The sequence below is a fragment of the Burkholderia stagnalis genome (assembly GCF_039848545.1).
Taxonomy (GTDB): Bacteria; Pseudomonadota; Gammaproteobacteria; order Burkholderiales; family Burkholderiaceae; genus Burkholderia; species Burkholderia stagnalis.
Genome location: NZ_CP156687.1, coordinates 257,951 through 277,965 on the forward strand (window position 1 = coordinate 257,951; position 20,015 = coordinate 277,965).

Sequence of the window (20,015 nt, forward strand, 5' to 3'; positions counted from 1 at the left end):
TGACCACTATCTCACAGCGGGTCAAGCGATTCTTGGTCCAAGAAAGCCGACAGAAACCACTCTCGCCAAGCTGTGATGCGCATCTACAAACGCGATGTGGTGCTTCACTGCGATGCTATTCGCCGGGGCGGGGCGTCATTGCACGCATAAATGCCTGGGCCCGGACAATCGCCTCTTGGATTTGACTAGGGATTCGCGTCAGCAGCGGTACAAGAGCGGGCAGTGAGTCGATGAGCGACCGCTATTTATCACGAGGTGGCCGGTCGAACGGCCGAGCAAGCACGCTGGCCAATGTCGCTTCATGGCCGTTCCCCGCGTCCGTCCGCGCGGCCAGTAAACCAGCCGAATGCCCCGAGCCCGATACGATGCGACCTTCAACCACCCCCGCCCAACTCACCACCCTCACTTCCCACCCCCACGTCCCGCCATATACCCCAAATACCCCACAATCAAATCAATCTCCCGATCGCTCAACTGATCCTGCGAAAACGCCGGCATGATCCTCCCGGGCCAATCCCGAACCGCCGCCGGATTACGGATATACCGATGCAGCGCCGCAGGCTGAAAATACTCGACCGGATTCATCGGCGAGTTGAGATCCGGTCCGCTATCCGAGCTACCGGCCCCATTGAGCCGATGACAAGCCAGACACTGCGTAATGAACAGCCGCTGCCCCGCCCGAACCGGATCCGTCGCCGACAATTCCGAACCTACAGCAAGCGCCGGCCACCGTGCCACAGGCGACTTCTGCGTCGCGAACTGCACGATCTGGAAAGGCCACTGCTCATTACGAACCGACGACACCTCCTTCCCGACCCACACCAAATAGAACGCCCCCGCGCTGACCGCCTTCCCCGGCAGCTTCGGCCAAGGCTTCGCGGGATCCTCGATCGCGAGCCACGCAACGGCGCCATCAGGATTGCGATTGCGCACGAGGTCCATCGGCAGCTGCGCGGCGAAGCCGTCGGCCGCACGCGTTTCGAGCACGTCGTCCACGGGCAGCGACGCGATGTCGAGCAGGTCGGCCAGCGGCACGGCGCGGAAGGTCATCGGCCTGCCGTATGCGACGTCGCGCGGCAAGTGAACCTCCGCCAGATCCGATCGCGCGAGCAGCGCCTGCCGGGTATACGTCCGAATCTCTCCGCCCGTCCTGAATTCAATCGTGGGCTCGGCGAACGCATGTTGACCAATCAGACTGACCGTCAACAGCAAAAGCAAAGAAAACGCGCGTTTCAGCATTCATTCTCCATTCATTGTCGTTATCTGCGGCGGCGGCGACATGACTACCACCGCCGCCGCCGCGCATGAGCAGGCGCCAGTGTATCCGGCTGGCGGATACACTGGCGCCGATGATGTCCCGGATTTCGCGAAGGGCAGTGCGGTCGCAGGGCGACGGCCGGCGCGTATCTGGCGGTGGTAGGATGCCCGCGCATGGCATGACCCCGCAGCACTGACAGGTAAAACTTCATCAGAAATGCTGCATAATAAATAAGCGTTGCGCCGGAAATAATATGTCTGAATTGATAATTGGATAATGTAATTTGACCAACGGATATTGTTTGTATTGGTCGGATTGCTTGAATAATTTTCCGTTGCGCGATTAAGTGTAAATCACGGCATTACAGTAAATCGTTTATCCCAGAGTGCCGACTGCCGCAGTGAATTTCGGTGGGGCCCCAGCGAGAGTCTGCGATCACAGAATTCTGGCGCGGACGCGGGTCATCCGTCAAACAACCAAAACAACCTAAAACGACCTAAAACAAATCAGGGAGACATGATGCAGCCCAGCATGATGAACGTCGGCCCGACCCGAACGATGGCCGAAACAGTACAAATACTCGAGAAGACAACCTGCGCCGTACCGCCCACCGGCACAATAATGTCCGGACGCGTCATCCCGCTAACCGATCGCGCCCACGACGCCCTGCCTCCCGCCATGCCCCCGGCATGACGCAGCGGAACCCCCTTCGAAACGGAACCGAGCCGCATGTATTCGATCCTGCCCGCGTTTGTGTCCGCGCTCTTTCTCGGCTTCGGCGTCTACGTCTGGCTGACCGAAGGCGTGACGCGCCGCTCGACGCCGTTCGTGATGATGTGCGTCGCCACCTTCTTCTGGCAGGCGACCTGGGCCTTCCTGTTCCAGACCACCCGCCCCGACATCGCCAACGTGCTCGCCAAGGTCGGCTACCTGTCGATCGTGTTCCTGCCGACCACCTTCTATCACTTCGTCACGGAAGTCGCCGGCCGGCCCGATGAGCGCCCGCTGCTGCTCGCGTCATACGGGATGAGCCTCGTGCTGGCGGTGTTGCTGCTGGCCGGCAAGGAAGTGGTCGACGGCGTCGGGCATTTCTATTTCGGCGACTATCCGCGGGCAGGGCGCCTGCACCCGGTGCACGTGGCGCAGACGATCGTCGTCGCCGCGCGCAGCGCGTGGCTGCTGTTCGTCGCGCAGCGCCGCACGCGCACCCCGGACCAGCGCAAGCTGCTGGATTTCTGCCTGCTCAGCCTCGGGCTGTATTCGCTCGCCGCGGTCGATTACGCGGCGAACTACGGCTACCGGTTCTATCCGCCGGGCGCGATCTTCATCGCGATCAGCCTCGGCATTCTCGCGATGACGATCGTGCGCTATCGGCTGATGCGGCCGTTCCTGGCCGCCGCGACGGTCGCGCACGAGGTGGCGACGCCGCTCGCGGCGATCGGCATGTATGTCGGCGAACTCGGCAGCGCGATGCCGGCATTGCTGCGCAGCTACCAGCTCGCCGTGAAGCACCGGCTGATGGACGACACCCTCGATCCCGAGCAGCTCGAACGCCTGCCGTCGCTGGTGTCCGCGATCCATCGCCAGGTGAGCAGCACGCATGCGGTGGTCGACATGTCGCTGGCGATGTTCACGCTTGACCGCGTGGATCGCCAGAGCTTCGCGCCGCATTCGATCCGGCGCTGCATCGACGTCGCGCTCGATTGCTATCCGTTCGCGATCGGCGAGCGCGAGCGCATCGACGTCATGCCGATCGACCCGCGCCTGCAGTTCTACGGGTCCGATTCGCTGATGCTGTTCGTGGTGTTCAACCTGCTGAAGAACGCGCTGCAGGCGACGATGGGCGGCGCGACGAGCCGCGTCGAGATCGTCGCCGATCGCGACGGCGGATGCTGCGTGCTGCGTATTCGCGACACGGGGCCCGGGATTGCCGCCGACGTGCTGCCGTATATCTTCGATCCGTTCTATTCGACCAAGTCGCACGGGCGCGGCGCGGGCCTCGGGCTGGTGTTCTGCCGCCGGGTGTGCGAGGTGTTCGGCGGCCATATCGACTGCGAATCGGTGCCCGGCGTGCTGACGACCTTCACGCTCCGGCTGCCGGAGCCGGGCGCGCCGGCGTAGCGCGCCGGGCGGTTTGCCTGCGACGCCCGACACGGGCGTGTCGGGCGAGGCGGTTGCTTAGTTGTCGGACGACGGCAGGTTCAGTTCATATTCCTTGACCCGCTCGATGATGCCGGCAGGGAAACGCCGGATCCGCTTGTCGGTGCCCGCGAAAATGATCTGCTGGTAGCCGAGCGACACCGGCCGCCCGTCGATGCAGAAGCGGAACAGCAGGTAGGCCGAGCACTGGCGCACCTGCCACGTATTGAGGTAGCAATCGACGCGCTGGAACGGGAAGGTTTCCTGGATGTATTCCTGGTGCGCGCGCTTCGTGACGAACGAGCCGCCCGCGGCCAGCAGGTTGTCATGAATGCACTCGTGGAACCACCGTTCGCGGGTTACGCCCTGCCATTCGAAATAACGTGCAAAGTAGGTGTTCATGAAAGCATTCGAATCCTTGAGATAAATGTCGATGACGTGGTGAAACGTCTTTTGCGATGCCGCCGCATCGATATCGGACGACAGCAGCAGCGGATTGCGGGACAGAATTTGCGGAATGGTTTCTCGCGTCAACATGGACGACTCCAGAAAAAACAGCTGCATGCGGCAGCCACGCACGCCCTTTTCATAAGGGCGCGCCTTATTTTGAGATGTCGCTGTTTTTTGCAGGCATCGAGTAAATCCGCACTCGTTTGCGCGAGCGGATTTTTCGTTGGCGCGAAATACCCGGGCAGTTGCCGGCGGTCGCCGGGATGCCCGATAATCGTGCGCTCGTATGCGGGCCACTGCCGGAATGCGGAATGGCCCGAATTTCCGATTCACGTCATTCGGGGCCGCTATGCGCCGTTTTGTCAGCCAGCCGGTGTTTTATCCAGCGCCGATCGTATTCGTCGACGATCACCCGGGGTTTCTCGACGCATTGCGCGGAACCTTTCGGGACGGGCGACTGAACCGCTTTTTCAACACGCCGCATGAAGCATTGCGCTTCGTCAAATCGCACGGCCGGCGCGCAACCCCGGAGCGGCTGGCGGGGGCCGGCTATTCCGATTTCGAAAAGAAGGGCTCCAATGCGCTCGGCCGCGACCCGCTGACCGACGCCGCGCGTTTCGAGGAAGTGGCGGCCGTCGTCGTCGACTACGAGATGGCGCAGATGAACGGCGTCGAATTGCTGACCGCCCTCGACGACATCGCGTGCACGAAGATCCTGCTCACCGGCGTCGCGACCGAGCGGGAGGCCGTCGACGCGTTCAATGCGTCCCTGATCGACCTGTACCTGCGCAAGTCCGCGCCGGACATGACGGCGAAGCTGGGCGCCGCGCTCGCGGAAGCGAAGGCGCGGCACTGCGCGCACCGGGGGCAGGTGAGCGTGCACGGCATCGGCGCGACGTACAGCGACCCGCGCATCCTCGAGGTGATGCAGGCGGTCGTCGAGCGCGAGCGGATCGTCGAGTACTACTGGCGCCCGGAGCAGAACGCGGTGCTCATGTTCGACGCGGCGGGGCAGCCGAGCGTGTTTCTCGCATGGGACGAGGAAGAGTGGACGTTCCAGTGCGACGTGGTGGCGGACGAAGGCGGCGCGGACGAAATACGGCACGCCATGGCGTCGCGCCGCGCGATGCCGCTGTTCTGGCCGTTCCAGGCCTATCGCCCCGGCATGACCGACATCCGCTCGACCGAGCCGCTGCCCGTGCCGGGATGGGACGGCGCGTTCTACGGCTGGAGCCGGCTGGACACCGCGGTGCTCGAGCCCGACATGTGGACCTTCGCGCGCTGGCGCAAGGCGAACGGCGGCGACGCGCGCCAGGCCGGGGCCTGACGCACGCCCGGCGCGTTCCGCGCAGTCCTGTTAGGATTTCCCGCGTATTCGACATATGGCGACACGCGGCCGCCACGTCTTGCCTGGCCCAATCCAACAGGAAGGAACCCGACATGAGCTCGACCCTCTACGACATCCCCGTGAACGCCATCGACGGCTCGCCGACGTCGCTGCGCGCGTTCAAGGGCAAAGTGCTGCTGGTGGTGAACGTCGCATCGAAGTGCGGGCTGACGCCGCAATACGAAGGCCTCGAGGCGCTCTATGAAGACAAGCGCGAGCGCGGGCTCGAAGTGCTCGGGTTTCCGGCGAACAACTTCAAGGGCCAGGAGCCGGGCACCGATGCCGAAATCCAGGCGTTCTGCACCGGCACGTTCGGCGTGAAGTTTCCGCTGTTCTCGAAGATCTCGGTGGTCGGCGGCGATCAGCATCCGCTCTATCGCGCGCTCACGCAGGCGCAGCCGGTGACCACGGGCGACGGCCCGTTCCGCGAGCGTCTGAAGGGGTATGGCATCGAGCCGAATCCGGCGCCCGACGTGCTGTGGAACTTCGAAAAATTCCTGGTGAGCCGTGACGGCGAGGTGGTGGCCCGCTTCGCGCCGAACACCGCCTCGGACGATCCCGCGCTCGTCGCCGCGATCGACGCGGAACTCGCGAAGGGCGCGTAAGCGTATCGCCGAAGCAGGCCGGCCGGTGCGGGGCATCGCCCGCCGCCGCCCGGCCTGCGGTCACACCAGCGCGTCAGCGCTTCGACGTGAGCCGGTTGATCATCGCGTTCACGGCCACCATCTGCGAGCCGGATTTCATTGCGTAGTTCTGGCCCGTGTAGCCGAACCAGTCCCAGCACCCCTGCGGGTTGTACGGCACGCTGGACGCATTGACCTGCGGGTACAGCACCACGATGTTGTTCGCATCGGCCCAGCTGTTGTAGCTGGTCTTCTCGTAGAAATCATCCCCGACGACATTGGCCGATTGCTTGCAGCCATGGAACGCGACGTGCACCCGGCACGCGGTGCCCTGCGCGCACGACTGCGGCACGTACGCATAGGCGTCGTCGGCCATCCCGGTCGAGGCGGAGGCGAATTCGCGCTGATTGAACGTGATGATCTTGCCGCCGAGCTGGCTGGCCGGCGGATTCAGCGAACCGTAGATGAACGACAGCAAGGCGCCCGGCTGGTCGTAGCTCTGGTTCGACACCGTGCAATGGCTGATGTACGGGGCGGCATTGGCCGGGCAGTCGTTGCCGAACGACGGCGTGATCAGCGCATGGCCGGCCGGCACCGTGTTCACGTACGAGATGTTGCCGCCCGGCACGCCGGCCTGCTTGAAGAACGACACGGTCGCGTCGACGGCCTGCTGGTACACGATCGTATCCTTGGTGCCGCTGAACACGTAGATGCGGCCGCGCTGCATGCCGTCCAGCGGATCGATCTGGCCGTTCGACGCGAAGCGCTTGGCGGCGCTCACCATCAATGCGGGGTTGGGCGGCACGAACGGCACCTGCCCCATGCAGATGCCGGTGTTGTACAGGCTGCCGGCCGCGCAGTAGTACGGGCCGCCTGCCACGACGCCGGCGCCGACCACGGAGCCCGAATAGGCGACCTGGTACTGGACGGCCATGAAGGCGCCGGACGAAAGGCCCGACACCGACGTCTGGGCCGGATCGGCCCCGAGGGCGGGCAGCGGATCGGCGGCCCAGGCGAGCGGGGAACACAGTGCGGCGCCGAGCACGGCGGCAGCCAGGGTGCGGTGGAATGGCATGGCAAGACTCCTGTTTCGTCGAGGGTTCGAATGCACGAAGCGTCTGTGGACAGGGACAGCGAATGCCTGACTGCGGCGTGTTGCATGTTGCACGTTGCGTGCTGCGTATGACGGGCGCACGACGGCCGCGCGCGGTCGTCCGCACCATCGCAGCGCGAATGGTCGCGGACGTTCGCAACTGTGCCCGAAGAACGTCCGGAAATGCACCTGCGTCATTTGCTAGGTGCGCGGGCGGCGCGCGCGCCGCTTGCGCCGGATTAGTGCGCGCCCGACGCGGCGTCCGGGCTATCGCCCTTCGCTGGCCGAGTCGATCTCCCGCAGCACGCGGCCCATGAACGACGACAGCGGCACCGTAAAGATGCCGACCGGCGCGGTGACGAGCCCCGCGTCGAGCGCGCGACAGGAAAAAGACCATGACCTGTTCGGCATGCTCCCGGTCAGCGCGGCCCGCGCAGCGTGGGCTGCCGAACGCTTTCGCTCGCGGCGGCGACGCTCGAACGCCCGTCGGTCGCGCCCGTCGGCGCTTCGGCGAGCGACCGGTAACGTTCTGGCCGCCCGCCCGATGCATCGGCCTGCGGCGCGTCGGCCAGCGCGTGGAAGCCGGTGCTGCGCGCGAGCGCGGCCTCGCGCGCCAGCCCGCCCCAGCCGGCCGCCGTCAGTGCGAGCGACACGCCCATCATCGTATGCGATGCCCACGCGGGCACGTCGTCGGCGAAGGTCGACACGAACTGGCCCGCCACGCCCTGCGCGCGGGCGGTCACGTCGATCGCGGTGCGCGCGACGGCGAGGTTGCGGGCCGTCGTCGACACGACGCCTTTCGATGCGCCGGCCACCTTCGATGCCGCGCCCGCCACGCCGTTCGCGGCCGACGCGACGCCGAGCCCGAGCGACACCCAGCCGAGGATGCCCGATGCCTGCTCGTCGCGCTCGGACAGTGCCGCCGCCGCGATCGTCGTCGCGCCTTCCGCGAGCCCCGCCACGCCGGTCGCGACCGACACGACGCCCGACATCGTCATCGACGGCACGGTCGCGATCGCGCCGAGCATGCCCGTTGCGGGCACGACGCCCGCCGCGATCGCCGCGCCCGCGCCCAGCGACACGACGGTGAGCGCGATCGCGACTGCGCCGAGCACGATGCCGAGGATCGCCTGCCAGCTCAGCTGGCCGGTCGGATCGACGCGGTTGATCGGGTCGCCGAGGCAATAGGCGTACGCATTGAGGCCGCCGCCGTCGAACGGGCTCAGCATGTCAGGCCGGTGAAAGCGCATCAGCACCGGGTCGTACAGGCGATGGCCATTGCCGAGCAGATAGCTGCCGGTGAGCGGTTCGAGCGGCTCGCCGTTGAAGCCCGGCAGGCCGGGCCAGTCGGTGCCGGTCGCGCGATACCCGTACGGCGTGTATGCGAGGTCGCGGCGTTCGCCGCCGGACGCGGCGAGCAGCACGCTCTGCTGCTGATCGGCGCCGTACAGCACCGTTTGCGCCTGCGTGCCGTCGCGGCGGTGCGCGAGCAGCCGCTCGTCCGCGCGCAGGTAGCCGATGCGGTCGCCGTCGCGCAGCTCGCTCACGATGCGCGCGTCGCGATAGGTGCGACGCATCGCGACGCCGTCGGCGCCCCGAATCGCGACGAGGCGGTCGAGCGCGTCATATCCGTATTGCGCGCTCACGCTGCGCACGGCATCGGCGATCCGGGTCAGGCGGCCGAGCGGGTCGTACTGGTAGGTCCGGCTGCCGTCGTCCACCAGATTGCCGTCCGCGTCGTAGCGCAGTTCGAGCGTGGGCGGGTAGTCGGCGTGGCTGTGGGTCACGCGCGTGAGCTGGGTCGGATCGGCGGCGTTGTCGTGGGAGAAGCGGGCGACGTTCCGCGAGCCGTCGCCGAATTCGGTCGTCAGTGAAACGATGTTGTCGACGCAGTCGAACGCGTAGTACTGCGACGCGATCGCGCGGCCGTACGGATCGTGCGGCGGCCGCGTGCCGGCGCACTGGTACGCGACGAGCCGGCCGCGGGCGTCGTATTCGCAGGTCTCGTCGCGGACAATCGCGCCGCCGGCCGACAGCGTGCGCCGAGCGAGCTTGTCGGCCGGCGTATGGGTTTGCGCGAGCACGACGGGCGGCGCGCCGTCCTGCTCGATCCGGCGCTCGGTTTCGCGGCCGAAATCGTCGTACGCGAGCGTGACGGTCAGCGCGCGGCCCGCGTTCGTGTCGCGTGTCGTGCATTGCCGCAGCCGGCCGAACGCGTCGTATTGCAGGCTGGCGTCGAGTGCGCCGCCTTGCACGCGCTCAAGGCGGCCGGCCGCATCGTAGCTGTTCGTCTGCGTGTCGCCGAAGCGGTCCGTGTAACGGAGCAGGCGGCCCTCGAGCGACGCGCCGTGCGACGCCTGATGCGCTGCGCCGTCCTCGCGCCATTGCTCGTGTCGCAGCTGGCCGGACGGCAGGTAGTCGAGCGCGTATTCGTCGTCCGTTGCGGCGCTGCGCGCGCGCACGAGCTGCGCGTGCACGGGGTGATACGTGTAGTCGTCGTCGAGGTCCGCCACGCTGCGGCGGATCGGCTGGCGCGTCAGGCTGGGCGCATACGCGTACCGGATCGATGCGCCGGACGGCGTGGTTTCGTAGTCTGGCTGCGGATGGCCGCCCGCATAGGCGAACGTGCGCACGCGCCCGCCGGCCGTGCGGCGCGCGAGCCGGCCCAGGCCATCGAAGCTTTGCTCGCCGGCCACGATCGTCCGGCTACCGCTACCGCTGCCGTCGGCCACGCCGATCCGGATCGGCAATGCCTCGCTGTCATGCGCCGCATACGCATGTTCGATTGCGGCGCCGTCCGCCAGCACGTTGCGCGTGAGGCGGCCGAACGCGTCGTAGGCGAACGTCGACACGTTGCCGGCCGCATCCGTGCGGCGCACGCAGCGGCCGAGCCCGTCGTATTCGTTGACGGTCTTGCCGGCCGGCGCGTCGCGGGTATCGAATCGTTCGATCGACACGGGCTTGTCGAACGCGTTGCGCGTCGTCACCGTGCGGCCGGTGCGTGCGCCGGCGCCATCGGCGAGCCACTCGGTTTCGGTGCGCCGGATCGGGTCGTGCACGCGATATGCATCGACGCCGTCCGGCCGCGTCGTGCTGTCCCGCTCGCCCCAGTCGTCGTGGCGATGGCGGCTGACGAGCGCGAGCGGTTCGCCGTCGAGCCAATCCGTCTGCGTTTCCTCGACGAGCTGCCCGAGCGCGTCGTAACGCGCACGGTAGGTCGTTCGCATCGGCTCGCCCGCGTGATCGACGTCCGCGGTTTCGGTGCGGACGACGCGATTCAGGCCGTCGTAGGTGGTTCGGGTCGTGACGCCGAGCGCGTCCGTCACGCTCGCGTAGACGGGATCGTCGGCCGTCGCCGCGAGCCCGTACGCATGCCGTCGCGTCGCTTCGTATTCGGTGCCGGGCGCCGTCGTCTCGGCCAGCACGCGGCCCAACGCGTCGTAGGCGTAGCGTAGGGTCACGCCGGATTCGTCTTCGACGCGCACGTCCTGGCCGGTCGCGAGCGCGCGCCATGCGTTCGATGTGCGCGACGTGCCGTCGAAGCCGGTCACGGTCGTAGTGGTGCGCAGCGTGTCGTTCTGCAACGCATACGCATACGACGTGGCGGTCGCGCGTCCGTCTAGCGTTTTTGTTTCCGTTGCGATGCGACCGTGCAGCATGGCGTCGGCCGGCGTGTCGAACCATGTGCGGGCGATGCGTTGCAGCTCACGCGATTCGTCTTCCGTGTGTTCCGACAGCACCTCGTCCGCAACGACCACATGCGGCGGGCCGTTCGGCCGCAACGACGGCAGTGCGACGTACGTATGGCGTATCTCGCGCGTCGGCGCCGCGACAGGCGAGGGCGCGGGCGTTACGCGCTTCGTCCTGACGAAGCGGCGAAAGCCGAGCGGGTCCGCCGGGCAGCCCGTGTCGCCTTCGGCCGGATAGTAGTCGTATTGCTCCACCGTGCCGGTCGCGTCCACTCGTTCGAGCAGGTTGCCCCAGTCGTCGAACCGCGTCGTGACGACTTCCTCGCGCGTCGTGCCGGGCGCGGCGCTCAGGTACCACGATTTCGTCGTGCGCAGCGGCAACTGGCATTGCGGCGATTGCTCGCTGAACGGGCGGCCTGGTTTCTCGTCGTATTCGGTGCGCTGCAGCGCGACGTGTCCGCGCTGGTTGGTTTCCTCGGACACGAGCAGGTGGAAGCGGTTGAAGGTGCGGCGGATCACGCGCACGGCCTCGGTCGCGTCGCCTTCGCCCGTTACGTGCGTTTCGTCGGAGCCGTAGCGATAGTCGTCGAGCACCTTGTACAGGTTGTCCTCGCCGTCCTTCCACACGAGGCCCGGCGCGCCGCGCCCCATGAAATTGTTCGGCGTGTAGCGGTAGAGGCTGCGCAGCGGCGGCTGCTCCGCGCGCGGCATCCGGACATGCTCGATCGCATACGGCAGGTAACGCAGCGGCGCACCGGCCGGCAATTCGTGCCCTTGCGCCTGATAGCGGACGGTCTCGACGCCCCCCGTCGGCGATTCGACCTGGCTGATCAGCGTCAGGTCGCCTGCGGTCTCGTACTGCAGGCGCCACGACGCGCGATTGTCGACCGGCAGGCGGATTTCCGCGACGCGGTCGTTGCGCAGCACGAGCGTGAAGGTCGCGGCGTCCGGCGCGTCGGGCCGCAGCGTGATCGCGGCTTGCGTGGCCGTGCGTTCGAGCGCGAGCAGGCGCCGGCTGTCGTCGCTGACCTCGCTCAGCAGCCGGTGCCCGCGGAACATCGTATAGCGCAGCGACAGCGCGCGGCCCTCCGGCGAATGGATGGTCGACGGCAGGTACACGTCGTGCGTGCCCGCATTCGACAGCCGCTCGGCGACGCCGCTCTTGTAGACGACGAGCAGGTCGCCGTCGATCTTGTCGACGCGGAAGTTCCGCAGCTTCTGATCCTCGACGACGATGCGCGGCCCCGTGTCGACCGCGCGATATGTCTCGCCGGTCGACAGCCGGAGCTGCTTCGCGACGCGATCGTATTGCGACACGCGCAGCGACCAGCCGATGCCGACGCCGCGATCGTCGGTCTGCAGCGGGTTGAACGCGAGCGACATCGGCAGCGCCGGGCCGGTCAGCGCGTTGGCCATCACGTTCGGCAGCGCGATGCTGAACGTATAGAAACCGGTGCGGGGATCGACGCCCGCATCGACGAAACTGAGGAAGTTGAACGCGTTCGAATGGACGGCAGCGGACGGCGACGCGGCGAGCGAATCGGGCGTACTCATGGACGGACTCCAGCGGGTAAAGGGGGGGCGGCGAAGCGCGCACACTGCGCGCTTCGGCCGTAAGTGGGAGTGGGGCGACCGACGCCCGCTCAGCGCTCGGTCAGCACGAGCTCGTTGCGGTTCGCCGACGATTTGAAGCTGACGCGCAGCAGGTGATCGGTGCCGAATTCGTCGCGAGCGACGACGTTGATCGGCGGCGGTTTCGTGTCGTTTCCGCTGTCCTGGCGGATGCCTTCGTGACGGACCAGCACGACGACGCCCTGGCCGCGCCTCGGCTCCAGAATCCGCCGATGCGTGCGGCTGGTGAAGCGCGACGGCACGACGTACGTGGCGGCGTCGCTGCCGGGCGCGCCCACGCCGGTGAAGCTGAACAGGTCGCTCGCGGGGTTGCTGCTCTCCCACTGGAAGATGCTCGGCGGCGACGCGTCGAACGTGAGCAGCGCGATGCGGCTGCCGTTGATCGACAGGCCGCAATAGTAGTAGTCGACGGTGGTCAGGTCCCATTCGTTCGAGCCGCCTTCGATGCGGCGCGAATCCCACGGGTAGGTGACCGAGCGCGTGCCGTCGGCGCTCGGCAGCCGCTCGGGAAACAGCTCGACGAACTCCTTGTACGCGTCGTCGTTGGACTTGAACACGACGCCGCCGTCGCGCGTCACCTGGCAGCCGAACCGCTTCGGCGATGCGTCGACGGTCTGTGCATACCGGACGAAGAATTCGTAGCCCGACGCCGCCGTTTGCGACGCCGCGGCGGCGCGATCGCCCGGATAGAACGCGAATTCGTTGCGCTCCGCCGTGGTGCCCCACCCGGTTGTGACCGTGCCCGACGCGGGCACCGGCGCAATTTCGACGCCGCTGTTGTAGTCGATCAGGCGCACGCTCGCGCGTTCGGTCTCGCTCAGCGGCACCGGCCGGTTGTCGACGTCGGTCGCGCGCAGCTTGATCGTGACTTCCGCTTGCTGTCGGCCGTTCCGATAAAGCCGGTTGCTTGGCGATGTCACCTCCATGTCGAACACGAGGGCGGTCCAATGCAGCGGCGTGTCTTTACGTGAATCGTTCATCGCCAAGCTCCTCCGTCACGGAAAATATGTCGATGCAATCGCGAATCGGCGCTTATTTCGGCAATATCTGCATCGCTTCGCTGCTGCGCATGCCCGTGACCTTCAGGCATGACACCTTGCCGTGCAATTGCCCGCCGCCGGAAGCGCCGCCCGAGCGCAGCGAATCGTGGATCAGCGTGCCGCTCGACAGCCCGCGGCTTGCGTCGACGGCCGTGATGCGGATGTTGCCGCTCGCGTCGCCGTTGCCCATCTTGTAGGTCGCGTAGCTCTCGTTGGTGCGGCAATCGGGGTTGTTGTAGATGCCGAACTGAACGCCGTCCTGCGCGCCGGAGACCGAGAAATAGTAGTCGTCGTCATTCGTGCACGCGTTGCTCGAGCTCTTGAAGTTGACGGTGCCGTTGCCCATCGTGATCCGGCAGTCGACGTTCGATTCGCCTTGCTTCTTGTAGAACGTGATGACGGGCGCGGCGAATGCGTGGCCGGCCATCGCGACGCAGACGAACAGTGCAAATACGATTTTTCGCATGATCTCGATCCTTGAAAAAAGGTTTTTTTGAACAACGAACGAGAAAAACGGAAGCGTTGATCGAATCAAATCGGCATCAATTCACGTAAGCATTGCAAATGAAATGGATATTCCGGAATCTCATTTGCATTGCGGATTATAGGAATCGTATTTCGCAAATTGAATAAATTTCGTTAATCGAAATGCCGGAGAAAATCATTGCGATCACACAATGGGCGCCCGGTGCGGACCGCATCGCGGGCGCGCGTCGCGGCGCCCGGCGGGAGGGGGGCGATCCGGCCTGTCGTCGCTGCGGATCGCCGTGCCCGGCGGCTGGCTCGCGGCCGGCCCGGGCGTCAGGAAAGCGTGGTCTGTTGCATTCGCCGCGCGCTCGCGTGCGAAACCCGTTTAGTGGTTATGGCCGCTCGGGCCTTGTCGTAGCCGCTTGTCGCGCGGCGCATGCCATCAGTAAATGACGCCGAGCAGCACCGCCTTGACGATGGCCTGCGTCTTGTTGACCGAGTTCAGCTTTTCCATGATGTTCTGCATGTGGAAGGTGATCGTGCGCTCCGAGATCGACAGGATCGACGCGATCTCCAGCGCCGTCTTCCCGTCGGCGGCCCACTGCAGCACTTCCTTCTCGCGCGCGGTGAACTGGCTCATCTGCATGCCGGGCGGCGGCACCGCGGCGAGCCGCGAGCTCGCGGCATGCGCGGCGTGCGCCAGGTAGATCAGCCGGCTCTCCGTCGCGGACAGCTCGAGATCGGAAATCGGCTCGGCGCTGCGCGCGAAGCTCCACATCGCGATGCGCCCGTGCTTGTCGCGAATCGGCTGCGACCAGCCGGTCGCGAGCCCGTGCGCCTTCGCTTCCTCCCAGAACGCCTCGTCGGCGCGCGCATCCACCGGCCACACCAGCGGCGACGTGTAGACGAGCCCGTAGCGCACGACGGGGTCGCGGGCGAAATAATTGCCCTCCAGATAACGCCGCTGCCAGGCTTCGGGGTAGGTGTTCCGCGTACTGAACGTGGGCCGGGTGACCGGCAGCGGATCGCGCGCCCCGAACGCGCTCATTTCGAAATTGAGGGATTGTGCGCAGGTGGCGACGATGTTGAAAATCTCGTCGAAATTCCTTGCGCGTGACAACGTCGTCATGACGTCTTCTCTCCATGCGTCCACAACATTCTCCAAGTAGCCCGTAATGTCAAACGCATGCGTGTCATGCCCATGAGGCGGTGCATGCGTCCGCGACATGTTCGCCGCCATGCCGAACGAACGACACACCGGAGTCGAATTCCCGCACGCTCGCGCGTGCGGCCCCTTGTCCGATCGTTCTGCGCGGTGCCCGTGTCGAGACGGGCATGCGCGGTGGACTGTGCCTGCGGCTGAAATGTTGTCGACGACGGCCTTGCGCCCGTGTCGTGCCCGCCGCCCGGGCGTTTGTTGTGTTGGAATTTCGCCTGCAACCCGCGGAGGTCGGGCCACCACCGTTCGGCGGCGCCGCGGGGCGCGCGCCCGGCGCGCGGCATCGCCGCGGCGGGAAGCGTGCTCACGGCTGCCGTACCCTGCCGCCGGCCTCCCGTTCGGAGGCCGGTCGCGTCGCTACACGTTCGCCGGACGAAGCGCTTCGTTCGGAGGCTGCCGATGGAGGGGCATTTCAAGCCCTGAGTGGAAGTTGTTCCTCATCGGTCCAGCCGTCGTCACGACCGGCGGCAATGCACGAGGCGATGCCGCTTGTCCGCCCGCTGCGCCAGCCTGCCACGACGACGTGGCCCCGTCGTCGCGTCTCACTTGCAGGCTGGCGCCGGCGCGAACTCAATCCATCCAGATCGGCACGATCGATAACGCGAGCAGGAGCCCGAGCGCGCCGTTCGCGACGCGCCAGTGGAACTCCGTGCGCAACGCGCGGCCGAGCAGCACGCCGGCCGTGCACCACAGCGCCAGCGAGACGATCGCAGCGATGCCGAATGCGCTGCCGAGAATCGCAGCGAGATGCAAGGGGTCGGGCGTCAGCGCGGCGAACGACGCGGCTGCGCCGAGCGCCATGGTCCAGCCCTTCGGATTGAGCCACAGCAGCAGGGCGCCGCCGAAGAAGCTGGTGGGCGACTGCGCGGCGTTCGCGCTGGATTTCGGCGCGCCGCTCGCCGCGATCTTCCACGCGAGCCAGAGCAGGTAGGCCGAGCCGACGAGCTTCATGATCAGCTGCAGCGCGGGAACGGCATGCAGCAGCCCGGCCAGCCCGGCCGCCGCGATCGCGGCGAGCGATGCGAGCCCGAGCGCGATGCCGCCCAGCAGCGGGACGCTGCGCCGGAACCCGAACTGGGTACCCGACGCCGTCGCGAGCGTGGTGGCGCCGCCGGGCGTGATGGTGGCGACGATCACGAACACGATCAGGGAGAGCAGCGTCTGTGACATGACTCGACAACCTCCGGTAGGGCGCCGACATCTGGCGCGTACGTGTCCCGACGGGAATCGGGCCGACATGTGTCAAAACTCTAAAAGTCTTTCGCATGCCAGGGTATGGAATGTTTATAATGGGCGCCATTAGCGACGCTAATGATCTCCATCCCCATGCCCCGTAATCTCGACACGAGCCTGTTGCGTACGTTCGTCACCGTTGCGCGCCGTTCGAGCATGACGGCGGCCGCGCATGCGCTGCATCTCACGCAGGGCGCGATCAGCCAGCAGATCAAGCGCCTCGAGGAGTGTTTCGGCCAGAAGATGTTCGACCGCGCCCAGGGCCGCCTGAAGCTGACCGGCGCGGGCGAGCGCCTGCTCGAACAGGCCGAGCAGCTCGTGCGGCTGAACGACCGGATCTGGACCGACATGAACGGCGCGGCGTTTTCCGGCGTCATTCGCGTCGGCGCGCCGTCCGATCTGGTCGGCACCTACCTGGCCGGCATCTTCAAATCGTTTGCGCAGCGTTTTCCGCACGTCGAGATCGCGCTCGTCAGCCTTCCGTCGATCGAGCTGGCCGCCGCGCTCGCCGACGGCCAGCTCGATCTCGCGGTGATCGAGCAGCCCGCGAGCGAGCCGGGCGGCGAATGCCTGCGCACCGAACGGCTCGTCTGGGTCGGCGCGAGCGGCGGCAGCGCGTACATGAAGCGGCCGCTGGCGGTGTCGATCGTCAGCGACGCATGCGTGTTCCGGCCGGCGCTGTTCGATGCGCTGACGAAGCGCGACATCGCATGGCGCACCGTGTTCGAGAACGGCGACATCGAAGCGACGATGGCGACGGTGCGCATGGACATGGCCGTGACCGCGTGGCTCGCGTCGACGGTGCCCGCCGATCTGCAGATCGTGCCGTCGCCGATGGGGCTGCCCGGGCTGCCGGATTTCGCGATCACCCTGCACGTTTCGCCGTCCGGCGCCACGCCGCTGGCCGAGGAGATGGCGAACCTCATCCGCCAGGGTTTCCTGGCCGCCACGCCGATCTATGCCGGCGCGCGCGGTGGCCGCGGCGATCGCGCCGCGTGAGTCGCGTGAGTCGCGCGGCCCACGCACGCGCCGCTGCGTTTTTCCAGTGATTTTTGCCTGTAGGTCCTTCCAGTATCGCCGCCTGTGGCCGGGCGATAGGATCGGTGACGACATCCGGTGGGCGAGCGCGTGCCGCGACGGCTGCCCACACGAACCGGTCCGACTTTTCCGAGGCATTTCATGACTATCTGGTTGCTGCAACTCGTGCTCGTCATCGCGCTGTGCAACGTCTGCGGCAGGGTCGCGGAGCGGCTCGGCCAGTGCGCGGTGGTCGGCGAAATCGCGGCCGGCCTGCTGCTCGGGCCATCGCTGTTCGGTGCGATCGCGCCTGGGTTCTACGACATGCTGTTCGGCCCGCGCGCGCCGGCCGGGATGGGGCAGGTGGGCGAAGTGGGGCTCGTGCTGCTGATGTTCCAGGTCGGCCTGCACCTGGAGTTCGGCGCGACGTTTCGCGACAAGCGGTGGCGCACGCCCGTCGCGGTCGCGGCGTTCGGCCTGTGCCTGCCGGGCGCGCTCGGCATGATCATCGCGATCGTGTCGAAGAACACGCTCGCGAGCGAAGCGCCGACGCTGGCCTACGTGCTGTTCTGCGGGGTCGCGCTGTCGGTGTCGGCGGTGCCCGTGATGGCGCGCATCGTCGACGATCTGCGCCTCGGCGCGATGGCCGGGGCGCGGCACGCGATGTCGGCCGCGATGCTGACCGACGCGCTCGGCTGGCTGCTGCTCGCGACGATCGCGTCGCTGTCGAGCGGGCCGGGCTGGGCGTTCGTGCGCATGCTCGGCAGCCTGCTTCTCTACCTCGCCGCTACCGCGCTGCTCGCGCGTTTCGTGATCCGCCCGCTGCTCGCGCGGCTGGCGCGATCGGCCCACGCCGCGCGCGACCGGCTGGCCGTGCTGTTCTGCTTCGTGATCGCATCGGCGCTGGCGACGTCGCTGATCGGGTTCCACAGCGCGTTCGGCGCGCTCGCCGCGGCGCTGTTCGTGCGCAACGTGCCGGGGCTCGCGAAGGAGTGGCACGACAACGTCGAGGGCTTCGTGCGGCTCGTGCTGATGCCGGTGTTCTTCGCGTATGCGGGGCTGCACGCGTCGCTCGGCTCGATCGACGATGCAACCGGCTGGCTGTGGTTCGGCGTGTTCCTCGCCGGCGGCTTCATCGGCAAGTTCGGCGGCAGCTATCTCGGCGCGCGCGCGACCGGCCTCGCGCCGCACGATGCGATGCTCGTCGGCTCGCTGATGAATACGCGCGGGCTGATGGAACTGATCGTGCTGTCGATCGGGCTGCAGATGCAGATCCTGCCGACGCGCGTCTATACGATTCTCGTCGTGTTCGCGCTCGTGACGACGGCGCTGACCGCGCCGCTGGTGCGGTTCACGCTGCGCGTGCAGTCGCGCGCGACGCCGGCGATCTCGGTCGCGAGCAAATAGGCGGCGCCGGCCGGAAGCGGCCGGCGTTGCGTCAGGTCAGTTCCCCGCGACCGCATCCCACGCGCGCTTCAACCGCCGCGCCGCTTCGCCGGCATTCTCGTCGCTGAGCATCGAATACGACACGCGCAGCGTGTCCGGTTCCGGATCGCTCGCATAGAACGCCTTGCCTGGCACGAACACCACCTTCTCGCGAATCGCCGCCTCGAGCACGCGCTCGGCCGGCACCTGCCGGGCGAAGCGGCACCACAGGAACATGCCGCCGTCCGGCTCGTTGAACTGCAGGTCGTCGCCGAACGCGTCGCGCAGCGCGTGCGTCAGCGCATCGCGGCGCTTGCGGTAGGCGGCACGCAGCACGTCGAGCCGGCCGGCGAGGCGGCCGGACGCGAGATAGCGCGCGACGATGTTCTGCGTGAGCGTCGACGTGTGCAGGTCGAACGCCTGCTTGGCGACGGCGGTCGGCGGCCGCAGCGCCGGCGGCAGCACGATCCAGCCCACGCGCACGCCCGGCGAGAACACTTTCGAAAACGTCGACAGGTAGCAGACGGTGCGATTGCCGCCCGGCTGCGCCGACGCGATTTCGAGCAGGCTCGGGATCGGTTCGCCGCTGAAGCGCAGTTGTCCGTAAGGATCGTCCTCGATGATCGCGCACCCGTGGCGCAGCGACAGCTCGACGAGCGCGATGCGCTGCGCGAGCGGGATCGTGTAGCCGGTCGGGTTCGCGAAGTTCGGGTTGATGTAGATCGCCTTGACGCCGCCGCGCCGCAGTTCGCGCTCGACCTGGTCGAGATCGAGCCCGTCGGGCCCGCCGCGAATGCCGTCGACCTGCGCGCCGACGAACTGGAATACCTGCAGCGCCGCCACGTAGGCCGGCCGTTCGACGAGCACGCGGTCGCCCTGGTCGAACAGCACGCGCGCGACGAGGTCGAGCCCTTGCTGCGACCCGGACGTGATCAGCATCGATTCGGCCGGCGCCGGGATGCCGAGGGTGCCGGCCCACCGGGCGATCTGCTCGCGCAGGGTCACTTCGCCCTCGGTGAGGCCGTACTGGAACAGGTCCCGATGTTCGTCGCGCAGGATCGCCGCCAGCGCTTCGTCGATTCCCTCCATGTCGAACAGGTCGGACGCGGGAATGCCGCCGGCCAGCGAGATCACGCCGGGCATCTTGCTGTATTCCAGCAATTCGCGCACTGCGGAAGACTTGATGCCACGCGCGCGCATGGCGAGCACGATATCGTTCATGTGATTGCCTGTGACTGTGATGGTTGAAGCCGGCGCACGACGGGCCGCCGGATGCGAAAAAGGCCGGCAGGCTCGTGGTGCCTGCCGACCGAAAAAATGGCCGAAAGCGTCGCGCGCCGTG

Annotated in this window: 15 protein-coding genes; 5 read left to right on the forward strand and 10 right to left on the reverse strand. The window is 66.9% G+C overall.

Annotation, left to right across the window (positions count from 1 at the left end; all coding sequences use genetic code 11):
• Window positions 1-402 precede the first annotated feature (402 nt).
• A complete protein-coding gene (locus ABFO07_RS31855; protein ID WP_059909355.1) occupies window positions 403-1,239 on the reverse strand; it encodes a c-type cytochrome in 837 nt (278 codons plus the stop codon).
• Window positions 1,240-1,987: 748 nt separating this feature from the next.
• Here ABFO07_RS31855 and ABFO07_RS31860 point away from each other — a divergent pair.
• The gene (locus tag ABFO07_RS31860; RefSeq protein ID WP_059564898.1) at window positions 1,988-3,379 is read left to right on the forward strand and encodes a sensor histidine kinase; all 1,392 of its coding nucleotides are present in this window, start codon (window positions 1,988-1,990) and stop codon (window positions 3,377-3,379) included.
• A gap of 57 nt (window positions 3,380-3,436) precedes the next feature.
• On the opposite strand, the gene ABFO07_RS31865 is transcribed toward ABFO07_RS31860, so the two are convergent.
• Complete coding sequence (locus tag ABFO07_RS31865; protein ID WP_347469964.1) at window positions 3,437-3,934, reverse strand: acyl-CoA thioesterase; 498 nt, start codon at window positions 3,932-3,934, stop codon at window positions 3,437-3,439.
• Between the two features lie 262 nt (window positions 3,935-4,196).
• Between ABFO07_RS31865 and ABFO07_RS31870 the strand changes: the two genes are divergently transcribed.
• A complete protein-coding gene (locus ABFO07_RS31870) occupies window positions 4,197-5,174 on the forward strand; it encodes a response regulator transcription factor (protein WP_059883324.1) in 978 nt (325 codons plus the stop codon).
• A 113-nt stretch (window positions 5,175-5,287) separates the two neighbouring features.
• On the forward strand, window positions 5,288-5,839 hold the full coding sequence (locus ABFO07_RS31875) for a glutathione peroxidase (RefSeq protein ID WP_059996787.1): 552 nt from the start codon (window positions 5,288-5,290) through the stop codon (window positions 5,837-5,839).
• 73 nt (window positions 5,840-5,912) lie between these two features.
• Here ABFO07_RS31875 and ABFO07_RS31880 read toward each other — a convergent pair whose 3' ends face one another.
• The 7 genes from ABFO07_RS31880 to ABFO07_RS31910 all read right to left on the reverse strand — a co-directional run bounded on the left by ABFO07_RS31880 (window position 5,913) and on the right by ABFO07_RS31910 (window position 16,168).
• On the reverse strand, window positions 5,913-6,932 hold the full coding sequence (locus ABFO07_RS31880; protein ID WP_059920003.1) for an extracellular catalytic domain type 2 short-chain-length polyhydroxyalkanoate depolymerase: 1,020 nt from the start codon (window positions 6,930-6,932) through the stop codon (window positions 5,913-5,915).
• A gap of 285 nt (window positions 6,933-7,217) precedes the next feature.
• On the reverse strand, window positions 7,218-7,361 hold the full coding sequence (locus ABFO07_RS31885; RefSeq protein ID WP_347469901.1) for a hypothetical protein: 144 nt from the start codon (window positions 7,359-7,361) through the stop codon (window positions 7,218-7,220).
• 8 nt (window positions 7,362-7,369) lie between these two features.
• Window positions 7,370-12,193 (reverse strand): RHS repeat-associated core domain-containing protein, encoded by a 4,824-nt coding sequence (locus ABFO07_RS31890; protein WP_347469902.1) that lies wholly within the window; start codon window positions 12,191-12,193, stop codon window positions 7,370-7,372.
• Window positions 12,194-12,282: 89 nt separating this feature from the next.
• On the reverse strand, window positions 12,283-13,251 hold the full coding sequence (locus tag ABFO07_RS31895) for a hypothetical protein (RefSeq protein WP_059960500.1): 969 nt from the start codon (window positions 13,249-13,251) through the stop codon (window positions 12,283-12,285).
• 52 nt (window positions 13,252-13,303) lie between these two features.
• Window positions 13,304-13,777: a hypothetical protein gene (locus ABFO07_RS31900; protein ID WP_059806408.1), complete on the reverse strand. Its 474-nt coding sequence runs from the start codon at window positions 13,775-13,777 to the stop codon at window positions 13,304-13,306.
• Between the two features lie 444 nt (window positions 13,778-14,221).
• Window positions 14,222-14,908, reverse strand: coding sequence for an autoinducer binding domain-containing protein (locus ABFO07_RS31905; protein ID WP_059806404.1), 687 nt, complete (start codon window positions 14,906-14,908; stop codon window positions 14,222-14,224).
• Window positions 14,909-15,568: 660 nt separating this feature from the next.
• The gene (locus ABFO07_RS31910; RefSeq protein ID WP_059806400.1) at window positions 15,569-16,168 is read right to left on the reverse strand and encodes a LysE family translocator; all 600 of its coding nucleotides are present in this window, start codon (window positions 16,166-16,168) and stop codon (window positions 15,569-15,571) included.
• Window positions 16,169-16,324: 156 nt separating this feature from the next.
• Here ABFO07_RS31910 and ABFO07_RS31915 point away from each other — a divergent pair, with 156 nt between their 5' ends.
• Together ABFO07_RS31915 and ABFO07_RS31920 are read left to right on the forward strand one after the other, a co-directional pair.
• Complete coding sequence (locus ABFO07_RS31915; RefSeq protein ID WP_081067649.1) at window positions 16,325-17,230, forward strand: LysR family transcriptional regulator; 906 nt, start codon at window positions 16,325-16,327, stop codon at window positions 17,228-17,230.
• A gap of 180 nt (window positions 17,231-17,410) precedes the next feature.
• Window positions 17,411-18,655: a cation:proton antiporter gene (locus ABFO07_RS31920; protein ID WP_059920010.1), complete on the forward strand. Its 1,245-nt coding sequence runs from the start codon at window positions 17,411-17,413 to the stop codon at window positions 18,653-18,655.
• Window positions 18,656-18,691: 36 nt separating this feature from the next.
• On the opposite strand, the gene ABFO07_RS31925 is transcribed toward ABFO07_RS31920, so the two are convergent.
• On the reverse strand, window positions 18,692-19,894 hold the full coding sequence (locus tag ABFO07_RS31925) for a PLP-dependent aminotransferase family protein (protein ID WP_059960502.1): 1,203 nt from the start codon (window positions 19,892-19,894) through the stop codon (window positions 18,692-18,694).
• Window positions 19,895-20,015: the final 121 nt, after the last annotated feature.